This is a genomic window from Phycisphaerae bacterium (assembly GCA_035275405.1).
Lineage (GTDB): Bacteria > Planctomycetota > Phycisphaerae > UBA1845 > UTPLA1 > DATEMU01.
This window is the reverse complement of record DATEMU010000007.1, coordinates 133,787-146,886: the sequence shown is the minus strand read 5'-3', so window position 1 is coordinate 146,886 and position 13,100 is coordinate 133,787. Positions and strand designations below refer to the sequence as shown.

Here is a 13,100-nt window from a genome sequence, read left to right as displayed (position 1 = left end):
CGCGGCGAGAATCGGGAGATCGCAGATGGTAGCGGCAGGCGAGACACGGGATGTGACGGCGTTGATCGGTTTGCTGGAAGAGCAGCGCGGGTTGTACGGGCGGCTGCGGCTTCTGGCGGATCGGCAGCGGGGATTGGTGGTACAGGATGACCCGCAGCCGCTGCTCTCCTTATTGACGGAGCGGCAGAGACTGGTGGACGGTCTGGTCGGGGTGAACGCGCGGCTGGCGCCGTATCGCAGCGAGTGGACGACGGTGTACGGCGGTCTGGATGAGCCGCGGCGGCGGCAGGTGGCGGAGCTGCTGGAAGAGGCGAATGCGGCTCTGGGATCGATCTTGCAGAGCGACAACCACGACACGGCGGCGCTGACGGCGCGGCGTCAGGGGATGATGAAAGAATTGGCGACGGTGGATGCGGGCGCGCGGGCGGGCGCGGCGTATGCGGCGGCGGGAGCGACGGCGCGGTCGCGGATGGCGGATGCGGAGGCGTAGAGATTTTTTAGGATTCGCACCGGCTATTAGCCGGTGCCACACGAGATGCAAATGATTGAGACGATGGAAAGACCGGCCGAGATCAGCCAGCGCGAGCGCGAACTCGCGGGGATCATCTCGTCTTACAACGAGGTGACCGAGCGGCTCAAGGAGGCGCATGAGCGGCTGGAGCGCGAGGTCGCGCGGCTGCACGACGAGCTGCGACAGAAGAACATGGAGTTGCGGCGGCGCGATCGGCTGGCGGCGCTGGGGGAGATGGCGGCGGGGCTGGCGCACGAGATACGCAATCCGCTCGGCGGGATCGCCCTGTATTCGTCGATGCTCGAACGGGAATTGGACGCGGCGTCGCCGGCGCATGGCGCGGCGGCGAAGATCACGATCGGCGTGCGAACGCTGGAGCGGCTGGTGTCGGACATTCTCGATTTCGCGCAGGAGCGACCGCTGCAACGGCATGCGTGCCGCATGGCGGATTTGCTGCCGGGGCTGGATACCTCGATCGAACCGTGGGCCGATCAATGCCGGTGCCAGTTGATCATCGAGCCGAAGGCGGGGGAGTGCGCGCTGTATTGCGATTCAGAGCGACTGGGGCAGGCACTGCTCAATCTGTTGATGAATGCCGTGCAGGCGGCGGGTGAGAAGGGGACGGCCTGGCTTTCAGCGCGGCTCAAGTCGGACGGGGCGGAGATCGAGGTCTGGGACAGCGGGCCGGGCATTCCCAGGGACGATCTCGATCGGATCTTCAATCCGTTCTTTACGACGAAGGCGCAGGGGACGGGCTTGGGATTGGCGATCGTGCATCAGATTGTCGAGGCGCACGGCGGGACGATCCGCGCGGGCAATCGAAACGAAGGCGGGGCGAGGTTTGTGATCTGGCTACCGGGAGCGGAAGCGGCTTCGGCGGCGAGACCGCCACGGTACGAAGAAACAGCGGACGAGGATGAAGGACCCCTCGTGGTGAGCGAGAAATAGAAACAACGCGGCGCAACTCGCGCGGTCCGGTCCGACCGGCGAAGCGCCGCACAAGTGATGGAGCACTACAGATGGCGCGAGTGTGCATTATCGACGACAAGGATGTCATGCGGGATTCATTGCGGGATATTCTGGGCGTGGCGGGCCACGAGGTGGCCGCGTACGCCGACCCGCAGCAGGCGGTGGCGGAGGTCACGCCGACGCGGTTCGACGCGATCGTCAGCGATCTGAAGATGCCGGGCATGGACGGCATTGACGTGTTGCGGACGCTCAAAGGCCGCGGCGTGGAGACGCCGTTCGTGCTCATGACGGCGTACGCAAGTGTGCCGACGGCGGTCGAGGCGATGAAGCTCGGGGCGTTCGACTATATCCAGAAGCCGTTCGAGGCCGAGGCGATCGGGATGGTCATTGAGCGGGCGGCGGCGATGAACCGGCTGCGCGGCGAGAACGAGGCGCTGCGCTTGTCGCTGCACGATCTGGAAGGCGACGCGGAACTCGTCGGGTCCAGCCGGGCGATGCGGCAGGTGCGGTCGCAACTGGAGCGCGTGGCCAAGAGTCAGGCGACGGTGCTCATCCAGGGCGAGAGCGGCACGGGCAAGGAACTGGTGGCGCGGGCGATTCATGCAGCCTCGCCGCGGGCAGGTCGACCGATGCTGTGCGTCAATTGCGCGGCGCTGTCGGCGACGCTGCTGGAGAGCGAGTTGTTCGGGCATGAGCGTGGAGCGTTCACCGGGGCGGACCGGCTGCGCAAGGGGCGGTTCGAGTTGGCCGAGGGCGGGACGCTGCTGCTGGATGAGATCAGCGAAGTGTCATTGCCGGTGCAATCCAAACTGCTGCGGGTGTTGCAGGAGCGGCAGTATGAGCGCGTGGGCAGCAGCGTCGCGCAGTTCGCCGACGTTCGCGTGGTCGTCACAACCAATCGCGATTTGACGGACTGGGTGGCGCGGCGGCGCTTCCGCGAAGACCTGTTCTTCCGCGTGAGCGTTTTGCCGGTGATGCTGCCGCCGCTGCGCGATCGGCGCGAGGATATTCCGGAACTGGTCGCGTACTTTCTCCGGCGGATCAGCCGCCGCGAGGGCGGCGAGCCGCGAAGGATCTCCCCGCGGGCGATGACGATGCTCGAGAGCTATCACTGGCCCGGCAACGTCCGCGAGCTGGAGAACATCTGCGAGCGGGCGGTCGTGCTCTGCCAGGATGCGGAGATCGACGCGCCGCTCATTGAACCGTGGTTGTCCAGCGGGGCGGGCGCCGAGGGCGCGAGCCGTTCGCTGCGACCGGGACACATGATGGAAGACATGGAGCGCTCGCTGATCGAACAGACGCTCGTGCGCTTCAACGGACACCGCGAGAAGACGGCCAAGGCGCTGGGCATCGGCGTGCGGACGCTGGGCATGAAGCTCAAGAAGTGGCGCGAAGAGGCGGCGGCCATCGCGGCGATGAATCAGCGGCGCGCGGGTTGATGTATCTGGCGACGGCTTGCGCAAAAGCTGCGCCTCGCGGCGCGGCTTTTGCCTGCCGCGCCTGCGCGGTTCGGATAAGAAGTGACTTACCGCCGATTCAATGAGGGCTGCCGTGTGGCACGGCGCTTGCTGGATCGCGGGCGGATAGTAACAGGAAGGCGAGCGGTACGAACGTGGATGTCCCGAATCTGACCGACAGCGGGCCGATCCCGCTGCTGGAAAAGACGCTGGCCTTCGCGGAGGCGCGGCAGCGGATGCTGGCGACGAATATCGCCAATATCACGACGCCGGGCTACCGGGCAATGCAGCTCGACGAAGGAGCGTTTCAGGGCGCGCTCGCCGAGGCGGCGAAGAAACGCGAGGAGACGGGCGGCGCGTTTGAGTTGGAAGCGACGCGAGAGTTTCGCGTGGATCGCCAGGGACTGTTGGGGGTGACGCCGAGCGAGAATCCGGCGGAGAACCTCTTGTTTCAGGATGGCACGAACGCGTCGATCGAGCGGCAGATGGCGCAACTGGCCGAGAATGCGATGTTGAACCAGGTGTCGGCGGAGTTGCTCAAGGGCTACTTCGACGGCCTGGCCAAGGCGATTCGCGGCCGAGTGAGCTAGGTTAGACCATGTTCAATGCACTGGATATCAGCACCTCCGGCCTCGTCGCGCAGCGCGTCCAGATGGACACGATCGCCGCGAACATCGCCAACGCCAAGACGACGCGGCGGGCGGACGGTCAGAGCGGGCCTTACCTGCGGCGGGTGGCGCTGTTCGCGCCGGGCGATGGTCGGGGTGGCGATGGTGTTCATGTTGAGAATGTGGTTGAGGACACGATTACGAGCCCGCTGCTCGTTAAAGATCCCGGTCACCCCGATGCTGACAAGGACGGGTATGTGGCGTATCCGAACATCGATTCGTCGACAGAGATGATCAACGCGATGGTCGCGGCGCGGGCGTATGAGGCGAATGTGACGGCGTTTGAGGCGACGAAGTCGATCGTGGCGAGCACGCTGCGGATTCTGGCGTGAGTGAGTTTGCACAGGCTATTAGCCTGTGCCATACAAATGGCACGGAGCGATAAATGGCGGATGTGACGATCAGCGGCGCGATGAATGCCTTGCCTCCAATCCAGCCGGTCACGCAGACCGGCCCGGCGGCAAAGGTCGCGCCGGCGGGAGGCAAGGACTTTCAGTCGTATCTGCTGGAAAGCCTCGCAAAGGTCAATGAGTTGCAGTCCAGCGCGGACGAGGGCGTCCAGAAGCTGGTGACGGGGCAGACGGACAATGTCGCCGAGGTGCTCAGCGCGAGCCGGAAGGCCGGGATCGCGTTTGATCTGCTGATGGAGATTCGCAACAAGCTGATGGACGCGTACACGGAGTTGAAGCAGATGCGCGTGTAGATTGGGTGGCACGGTCTCGCCCTTGGCGAGGCCGTGTTGCACACTCGCACGGCCTGGCTGCTGCCAGACCGTGCCACCCACCGGGGCGGAGTCCCGCGGGTCGCTGATAGCAGGATGCTATGGAATTCTTCGGTTCACAATTCAAACAGGTCAGCCAACGGCTCCAGCGCACGACGACGTCGCAGCGCGTGGCGGTCGGTCTGCTCATCGTGCTGCTGACCGTGGGGATGTGGGGGATGATATCGTGGGGCGGCGCGCCGGAGTGGGCGCCGCTGCTCGATCAGTCGTTCACCGCCGAGGAAATTCAGCGCGTGCAGCGCGAGCTGACGGTGGCGGGGATTCCGTCGCGCATTCAGGGCGATCGCGTCGAGATTCGTGCGGGAGACGAGGAGCGGCAGCGGATGCAGGCGCTGTTGATCGAGCGCGGGGCATTGCCCACGGACACGACGCTGGGTTATGCGGTGCTGGTCAAGGAGAACAGCGTCTTCGTCGGCGAGCAGAAGTCGCGCTGGCTGGAATCGCGCGGGCTGGAAGCCGAATTGTCGGCGGTCCTGCGGCGGTTTCAGGGGATCAACGACGCACGCGTGCTGATTACGGTTCCGCCGAAGCGCGGGTTCGGGCGCGGGGAGAATGGATCGAGCGCGAGCGTGGCGCTGACGATGCAGGAGGGGCAGGAACTCGACAAACAGCGGATTATGGCGATCGCCAGTTTCGTCGCGGGGGCGGTGCCGGGCCTGGAGGTCAAAAACGTCCGGATCACGGACGGCAAGCGATCGTACGCCCTGCCGGCGGCCGGCGAGGCGCTTTCGACGGAACTCCTGGAACAGCAGCGGAACATTGAAGAGCACTACATGCGAAAGCTCTCCGACCAGCTTCGCCACATCGAGGGCGTGGTGGTCAACGTCCATGCGAAGCTCCGCTCGGCCAGCGAGCGGTCGCAGCAGGAGGTGTACGGTCCTCCGGTCATCGATCGCGAGACGACGACGACGGAGGAGATGACGGGCGGATCGAAGGCGGCCGAGCCGTCCGTGCGACCGAACACGCGGGCGGGACTGACCGACGGCGGAACGGGCACGGCCAGCCTCAAGGAGGAGAGCGATTCATCGTTCAACAACAAGCGCGATGTCAAGATGACGGTAGTGGACGAGCTGCGCGGATCGGTCGAGCGGGTGTCGGCGTCGGTTAGCGTCCCGCGGAGTTACCTGGAGCGGATTCTGGGGCCGGATGCGGCAAAGAGCGGCGGTTCGATTGAGAAAGTCGCCGCATCAGAGTTGCCGCGGATCCGCGCCCTGGTCAAGCCGCTCATCGATGCGACGAAGGACGATCAGGTGGTGGTGGATTGGTATTACGACGCGCCCGCGGGGACGCAGCCGACGGCGCAGGCGGCGCCGTCGGGCGTAATGGCGCTGGCGAAGGACTATGGGCCGCAGGCGGGCCTGGGGCTCCTCGCTTTGGGCGGATTGTTCATGGTGCTGCGGATCGCGCGGAAGGCGTCGGCGGCGATCGGAATGCCCGCGACGGCGACCGCGGGCGGCGCGCCGGTTTCGGCGTGGGACGCACCCAGCGTCGGGATGTACGCGGAGCCGGAAGGGGATGTCTCGCCGCTTCGTTCGCTGGAAAGCGGACCGACGGCAGTGGGCGAGGCCCGCGAATTGCAGGGCGTCCTGACGGCGCATGAAGTCGACGAGAACACGGTGCGAACACAGCAGATCGTCAAACAGATCGGGCAAATGGTGAAGGAAGACGCCTCTACGGCCGCAGGGATTATCAATCAGTGGGTCGGCGAGGAGTCGTAGTGCGATGTTAAGGTTGAACGTGCGAATTCGGGCGGTGGTACGGTCTGACCGCGAAGCGGGCAGGCCGTGTTGGAGGTGCGGACCACGGCCTCGCTGCTGCGAGACCGTGCCACCCGAGCCGTCAATCAAGATAGATCGCTAGGAATATTATTCGATGGCGGTGAAGACCAAAGCGAAGTCCGGCGGTACGAGCGACGAAGTGCTGAGTGGTCTGCGCAAAACGGCCATCCTGCTCGTCAGTCTAGACAAGATGACCGCGTCTTCGATTCTGCGGGAACTCGATCCGGACCACATTGAGACGATCACGCGCGAGATTGCGAACCTGCGCAATGTCACGGAGGACCTTCGGCAGCAAGTGATTCAGGAATTCCACACGCTCGCGCTGGCCCGCTCGTATACCGAGGCGGGCGGACTTTCCTACGCGCGGATGCTGCTCAATCAGACGCTGACCAAGGAAGAATCTGACCGGATCATGCATCAGATTGAGCATCAGTTTTATGCCAAGCCGTTCACGTTCCTGCACAAGGCGGCGACGGACAGCTTGCTGACGTTCATTCAGGACGAGCATCCTCAGACGATCGCGCTGATCCTGGCGCACCTGACGGCGGACAAGGCCAGCGAGATCCTCGCGGGGTTGCCGCAGGAGAAGCAGGTCGAGGTAGTCAGCCGCATCTCCAAGATGGAACAGACCAGTCCGGAGGTCATCAAGGAAGTGGAAAAGGGGCTCGAACATCGCCTGTCCGGGTTGATGACGGATCGGCTGCAACGCGTCGGCGGCATCGAGTCGGTCGCGGAGATTCTGAACCTGACCGACCGGACGACGGAGAAGGGCATTCTGGAGGCGATGGGCGAGGAGGACCCGGAACTGGTGGATCAGATTCGGCGGCTGATGTTCGTCTTCGAGGACATCCTGCTGGTCAACGACAAGGGCATCCAGTCCGTGCTGAAGGAAGTGGAGACGAGCGACCTGACGCTGGCGCTGCGGACGGCGACGGACGAGCTGAAGCACAAGATCTTCTCGAACATGTCCGAGCGGGCGGCGCAGATGATCAAGGAGGAGATGGAGTACATGGGGCCGGTGCGGCTGTCGGATGTCGAGGTCGCGCAGCAGAAGATCGTGGATGTCGTGCGGCGGCTTGAGGACTCCGGCGAGATCATCATCGCGGGTCGCGGCGGGGAGAAGGAACTGATCGTATGAGCCGCGCGGTCATTAAAGGGGGCGCGGGGCCGATCCTCTCGCGGGGGTATTGCAGCCTCGATCTGCGGGATATCTCCGCGCAGGCCGGGTCGATCGTGGAGGACGCGCGGCGCGAGGCAGCCCGGATTATCGCGGAGGCCAGGGCGCAGGCTGCGGCGCTTCGAGAACTCAGTGTGGCGGCCGGTCACGAAGAGGGACTGCAAGAGGGACTGGCGAAGGGACAAGAGTCAGGACATGCGGCGGCGCTGGCCGAGGCGCGGGAACGATTCGCGGCGGAGCAGGCGTCGCTTGTCTCCACGCTTTCGGAACTGACGCAGCAATTCACCGCGAAGCGGGAACGGCTCTATCTGGAGGCCCGGCAGGATGTCGCTGTGCTTGCGATCGCCATCGCTTCTCGGATTTGCAACAAACTCGCCGGCGCGGAAGAGCTTGCGGTGGCGTCGGCGGCGCAGGCCTGTCAGGACGCCCTGGGGATGCTCTCGGAGGCGACGCAGGTTGTCGTCCGGGCGCACCCCGCCGACGCGGCGGCCATCGAGCGATTTTGCGACGAGTGGAGCCGGACGGTAAAGACCGCGCGGAACGTTCGGATTGTGGAAGATCCCGCGGTCGGTCGCGGCGGAGTGGTCGTGGAATCCTCCGAGTCGGTCGTCGACGCTACGATCACCTCGCGCGTCGAGCGCATTGCGGACGAACTCGTCGCCGGTTGGCGCGAGCGAATGAAACAGCGGTCGATGCAATCATGAGCGCCTTGGCGCAGCAGATCGAATTGGCGCGAAGCGTCGCCTGCCTGGGCGTCGCCGGTCAGGTTTTGTCCAGCACCGGGATGACGATCCAGGCGGCGGGGCTGCCCATCCCGGTCGGGTCGCTTTGCGAGGTGGTGACCGCGCCGGGGCGCGGGCTGCTGGCGGAGGTGATCGGCTTTCGGCAGGGGGCGACGCTGCTCATGCCGTTGGAGTCGATGGAAGGCGTGGCGCGGGGCCAGCGCGTGCGGCACCTGACGAGTTCGCAGAAGGTCGCGGTTGGGCCGGGGCTCCTGGGACGCGTTGTGGACGGGATGGGGCGGCCGTATGGCGATGGCGAGCCGATTCTGGCCGACACGTTCTATCCGCTGCACTGTGCCGCGCCCGATCCGTATGACCGACCGCGGATTGATGCGCCTCTTTCCGTGGGGATTCGCTCGATCAACGCGTTGTTGACACCCGGTCGTGGACAAAGGCTGGGCGTGTTCGCGGCGGCGGGCGTGGGGAAGAGCATCCTGCTGGGGATGATGGCGCGGTACACGGCGGCGGATGTGACGGTCATTGCGCTGATCGGCGAGCGCGGTCGCGAGGTCGGCGATTTTCTGGCGAAGGACCTGGGTCCCGAGGGCTTGAAGCGATCGGTGGTCGTCGTGAGTACGTCGGACCAGTCGCCACCGCTACGGATGCGGGCGTGCTTCGCCGCGACCGCGATTGCGGAGTATTTTCGCGACCAGGGCGCGGATGTGCTGCTGCTGATGGATTCGATCACGCGCATGGCGATGGCGGGGCGGCAAATCGGTCTCGCGGCCGGCGAGCCTCCGGCGACGAAAGGTTATCCGCCGAGCGTCTTTGCGGCGATGCCGCGATTGTTGGAGCGATGCGGACGGACGCCGCGCGGGTCGATCACGGGCATGTACACCGTGCTCGTGGAGGGCGATGACCTGAACGAGCCGGTCGCGGACGCGGCGAGGGGAATCCTCGATGGTCACATCTGGTTGTCACGGAAACTGGCGGCTCGCGGGCAGTATCCGGCGGTGAGTGTGCTCGAGAGCATCAGTCGCGTCATGCAGGATGTGGTTGACGCGCAGCACACTGCGGCGGCGCAGAAGGTGCGACGGCTGATGGCGGTGTGGGCGGAGATTGAGGACCTGGTGAATATCGGCGCGTATGCGACCGGCACGAATGCGGAGTTTGATCTGGCGATTCGCGTGAGACCGGCGATTGAGGCGTTTTTGCAGCAGGCGGTGGAGGAGGAATTGGACTTCGCGGCGTCGCGCGAGGGCTTGTTGAAGCTGTCGGAATTGATCGATCAGACGCAGGCGGCCATAGCGCAGAAGGGCGGCGCTGCCGTCTCGGCTGCCGCGCAGAGACAAACGGCGCGACCGCCGCGAGCGGCGGCGCCGCGCGGAACCAAACGTTGAGGGATAAGGAGAGCGTGTGATGGCAGGACGATTTCGTTTTCGGTTTGAGACGATTCTGCGGCTTCGCCGGCAGAAGGAGGACCTGCAGAAGCGGGTGGTGGCGGCGCGAGTTCGCCAGATTCAGCAGTTGCAGGAACGCCACGCGCTGTTGACGACGCGGATCGCCCAGGAGGGTGAGGCGCTGCGCGGTCAACTGCGCGAGGGGATGGTCGATGTGGATGCCCTGCGGTCGGCGCGGCACTGGCTGGTTCGGCTGCGGCAGGGGGTTTTGCAGACGGATGCGGAAATTGCGGCGCATCGTGCAATTCTCGCGCAGGAGCGTGTTGCGCTGGTGGAGTCGAGAAAAGAGGCCGAGGTGATGTCGCGGCTGCGGCTTCGGCAAGAAGAGACGTTCATCGCGCAGCTTGAGCGCGAGGAGCAGCTCGAAACCGACGACCTGAACACGATGCGTTTTGCGCGGTGGGCGCAGCGCGAAGGTGACGAATGATTTTGAAACGAATCATGATCTCGCTGGCCTTCCTGTCGATGATCAACCTGGCCGCGTTACTCGGTGGCGCCGCCTATGCCTGGACCCAAGGATGGATTCAACGCGAACGGATTCGCGAGGCATGGGTGGCGCTGAGCGGCGCGGATGCAAGCGGCGCGGCGGCGACGACCAGACCCGCCGCGGCGGAACACGAGAGCGAGGCGGCGGGAGCGGCCGCGGCCGAGCGGATCCGCCAGAGCGGCGAGGCGGATCAGATTGCCCGGACGGAGCTGGACCGGCGGAGCCGGGAGATTCAGGACGGCTGGGCGATGCTCGAACGACAGCAGCTCGCGCTGGTGCAGGCGCGGGAGTTGTTCGAGGCGCGGAAGAAGGAGTATGAAGAGGCGCTGGCGCGACGCGCGGCGGCCTCCGGCGACGATGGCCTCAAGCGGGAGCTGGACATCCTCTCCGGCGTGAAGGCCAAGGATGCGAAGGAGCTGTTGAAGCTCAAGCAGGAAGCCGACGTAGTGCGGATCCTGATGGCGATCGACGAGCGAAAGGCCCGGAAGATCGTCAGCGAGTGCAAGACCGACGAGGAGCGTTCGTGGATCGGACGCATTTTGGAAAAATTACATGAGCGCAATGCATTTCAGGCGGAGGCCCTGGTTGCAGGCAAATAGCCGAACCAAGGAGCCTACATGGGTCCTCAACTTGACGCGGGGCAGTTTCTCCGCCCGCTAGATGCGCCGCGCCCGGCGGATCGCAGCGATTTCGCGGGTACGGCGTCGACGAATCGGCCCGAGCCCGGCGACGATCGGTTCCAGACCATTCTCAACGATGCGCGGACGACGAAGGCGCCGCGACCGACGGAGTCTTCCCGGCGCGGGGATGCTCCGCGTGCGCCGAAGCCCGTCAATCACGACGACGCCGATCCCGTCGCGCCGGATGCGGCGCCGGTTCAGGAACCGGTCCATCCGCCTCTCGTGGATGAAACATCGTCGGATACCGACTCAGCGGACGCGCCGCTCGATGAAGCGGTTGGGGCAACGCCGGTCGCATCCGTGGAAGGGAAGCCGCAACCTGTGCCGACGACGGCGGACCCGGCCTCGGTGATTGTGACCGCCCCGGTGGTTGGGCAGATTGTCACTGAAGCCGTGCCTGCGCCGAAGGGAGACAAGGTCAGCGAGGGCGCCAGTATCCCCGCTCCGAAAGAAGTGACCGCCGCAGCGACATCGACGAAGACACCCCGGCCGCTTCCCGAAAGCGTGCCTGCGACGGTCGTTCATCCGGTGTCAGAACCGGTGGTTAGCCTCGCAGAGGTGCAACACGAAGACGGCGAGCCGGCACCGGTATCGACGGGTGCTACATCGGTGCGGGAACGATCGACCGATTCCCCCACGGCTAATTCGACGCCTGTCGGATTAGACGTGCCGGCCATCGGGGAATTCGAGAAGGCCTCCGTTCAGGTCGAGCCACCATTGCCCGCGGCCCAGCGTCCGGTGGCGCGGCCGGTGGAGAAGCTGGAAAACGCTAATCAGGTGAAGAAGGCCAGGCCGGTTCCTGGCGCGAAGGGTTCGGCGCGGGTGGATGTCGGCTCCCTGAAGCCGGCTGATCCGATGCTGACTGAGACTCGTCAAAAGGAAGTGAATCAGGCTGATTCGGACGGGCCGCTTGTAGAAGTGCACGGCAGCGTCAGACATCGACAAATTTCGGTGCGCACCGGAACGGGTGATTCAGCGGCGGCGACAGTCGGGCGGTTTTTGATCGAGACGACCGGCGAGGGCGAGCCGACGACGGCCAACCTTCCTCCGCAGGCGAGCGAGCGGGCCGTCAGCGTAACCACTACCCATTCCACGCCGACGCGGGCGAGCGCGGAACGGCCCGGCAAGATCGATGTCACGGTGACGACGCTGTCGCAGCTCCTAGTCGGCGGTACCGAAGGGGCGGACGCCCTGGAGGCGGCGGCGAAGGCGCTGTCCGGCACGCAGCGGCCGGGGAATCACCATGTGACGCTGCAGCTCGATCCGCCGGAGCTGGGACAACTGCGTCTGGATATCAAGATGCAGCATCACGAGATGACGCTGCGAGTCGCGGCGGATACGGCGGACGTGGCCCGGCTGATTGAGTCGCGGCTGGCCGAATTGCGCGATGCGCTGGCGACGCACGGAATTCGGATCGACCGATCGGAAGTCGTGGTGCGCCCGCACGGGACGGATAACACGAATTCGCAAACTGGACAACAGGGTAGCTCGTCAAACGGGACCGACGGAAATGGGACGGGCACGGACACGTCCGGAGCGACGTGGTCCGACGAAGGCAGTTCAGGAGAGGCGCCGGATCAGGGGGCGTGGGACGAACCGCCGACCGGCCCCATTATTTCGTATCCGGAGCCGGACGTCGTGTCGGAGTGGGAGGAGGCGCTCGGGGGTTCGACTCAGGAGATGTTGGTGGACCTCGTCGCCTAGGCGATGGGGACGGAATACGAGGATAGAAACATGGATGCAGGCGTTATTGATACGAGTCAGACGATCACGCAAGTCCGCCCGGCGACGACGCGGGGCTTTGCCGACCTGGACAGCGAGGATTTCTTCGGGCTGCTCATCGCGGAATTGCAGAACCAGGACCCGCTCAAGCCGACGGACAATCAGCAACTGCTCTCGCAGATGTCGAGCATCCGGCAGATGGAGCAGAGTACGACGCTGAACAAAGCGCTCACGGCGCTGGCGGGCGAGCAACGGTTCGGCGCCACGGCCGGTCTGATCGGCCACTTCGTCGCTGGCACGGTCACGGACTCGGGCGGAAACGCGATTGAGGTGAGCGGGGTCGTCACGGGCGTGCAGTTCAACCGCAACGGGGAGGCCATCCTGGAACTGCACAACGGCGGATCGTTGCCGGCCAGCAAGGTCGATCTGGTCACGCTGGTGGACAACCTGCCGCCGGACGTTCTGGACCAGATTCGCGCGGAGCGCGAGGCGACGTCCGGGACGTCGACGGATCCCGCGGAGACGCCGGCGAGCGGGGCCGGCGACACGAGCGCGGCGGCGAAACAGCGTCCGCCGTTGGCGGGCGATTGGCTTCGCAACCTGGGCAAGCAGACGGAGGCGACCGCCTCGATCTTAGATCAGTTGTTCGCGCCGGGCGCGGCCATCGGTATCTGATATTTGTAATAAG

At 65.2% G+C, this 13,100-nt stretch carries 14 protein-coding genes; all 14 read left to right on the top strand.

The genetic code is table 11. From position 1 onward, the window contains the following. Positions 1–25: 25 nt before the first annotated feature. Positions 26–490 (top strand): hypothetical protein, encoded by a 465-nt coding sequence (locus VJZ71_09855; protein HKQ48360.1) that lies wholly within the window; start codon positions 26–28, stop codon positions 488–490. Between the two features lie 51 nt (positions 491–541). Further along, positions 542–1,459, top strand: a complete 918-nt coding sequence (locus VJZ71_09850) for an ATP-binding protein (GenBank protein HKQ48359.1) — start codon at positions 542–544, stop codon at positions 1,457–1,459. 71 nt (positions 1,460–1,530) lie between these two features. Then, complete coding sequence (locus tag VJZ71_09845; GenBank protein HKQ48358.1) at positions 1,531–2,919, top strand: sigma-54 dependent transcriptional regulator; 1,389 nt, start codon at positions 1,531–1,533, stop codon at positions 2,917–2,919. Between the two features lie 173 nt (positions 2,920–3,092). Then, complete coding sequence (gene flgB / locus VJZ71_09840) at positions 3,093–3,527, top strand: flagellar basal body rod protein FlgB (GenBank protein HKQ48357.1); 435 nt, start codon at positions 3,093–3,095, stop codon at positions 3,525–3,527. Positions 3,528–3,535: 8 nt separating this feature from the next. Next, the gene (gene flgC / locus VJZ71_09835) at positions 3,536–3,937 is read left to right on the top strand and encodes a flagellar basal body rod protein FlgC (protein ID HKQ48356.1); all 402 of its coding nucleotides are present in this window, start codon (positions 3,536–3,538) and stop codon (positions 3,935–3,937) included. Positions 3,938–3,990: 53 nt separating this feature from the next. Next, positions 3,991–4,308, top strand: a complete 318-nt coding sequence (fliE, locus tag VJZ71_09830) for a flagellar hook-basal body complex protein FliE (GenBank protein HKQ48355.1) — start codon at positions 3,991–3,993, stop codon at positions 4,306–4,308. A gap of 119 nt (positions 4,309–4,427) precedes the next feature. Continuing rightward, complete coding sequence (locus VJZ71_09825; protein HKQ48354.1) at positions 4,428–6,104, top strand: flagellar M-ring protein FliF C-terminal domain-containing protein; 1,677 nt, start codon at positions 4,428–4,430, stop codon at positions 6,102–6,104. Positions 6,105–6,258: 154 nt separating this feature from the next. Next, a complete protein-coding gene (gene fliG / locus VJZ71_09820) occupies positions 6,259–7,302 on the top strand; it encodes a flagellar motor switch protein FliG (protein HKQ48353.1) in 1,044 nt (347 codons plus the stop codon). Beyond that, entirely contained in the window at positions 7,299–8,045 is a 747-nt protein-coding gene (locus tag VJZ71_09815; protein HKQ48352.1) for a FliH/SctL family protein, read from the top strand. The genes fliG and VJZ71_09815 overlap by 4 nt, the downstream gene beginning before the upstream one ends. Then, positions 8,042–9,463, top strand: a complete 1,422-nt coding sequence (locus VJZ71_09810; GenBank protein HKQ48351.1) for a FliI/YscN family ATPase — start codon at positions 8,042–8,044, stop codon at positions 9,461–9,463. Before VJZ71_09815 ends, VJZ71_09810 begins: the two co-directional genes overlap by 4 nt. A gap of 19 nt (positions 9,464–9,482) precedes the next feature. After that, positions 9,483–9,950 (top strand): flagellar export protein FliJ, encoded by a 468-nt coding sequence (locus VJZ71_09805; GenBank protein ID HKQ48350.1) that lies wholly within the window; start codon positions 9,483–9,485, stop codon positions 9,948–9,950. Beyond that, complete coding sequence (locus tag VJZ71_09800; GenBank protein HKQ48349.1) at positions 9,947–10,609, top strand: hypothetical protein; 663 nt, start codon at positions 9,947–9,949, stop codon at positions 10,607–10,609. The genes VJZ71_09805 and VJZ71_09800 overlap by 4 nt, the downstream gene beginning before the upstream one ends. Before the next feature lie 18 nt (positions 10,610–10,627). Next, positions 10,628–12,394 carry a flagellar hook-length control protein FliK gene (locus VJZ71_09795; GenBank protein HKQ48348.1) on the top strand — a complete coding sequence of 589 codons (1,767 nt, stop codon included), beginning with the start codon at positions 10,628–10,630 and terminating at the stop codon, positions 12,392–12,394. A gap of 30 nt (positions 12,395–12,424) precedes the next feature. Further along, positions 12,425–13,087, top strand: a complete 663-nt coding sequence (locus VJZ71_09790; protein ID HKQ48347.1) for a flagellar hook capping FlgD N-terminal domain-containing protein — start codon at positions 12,425–12,427, stop codon at positions 13,085–13,087. Positions 13,088–13,100: the final 13 nt, after the last annotated feature.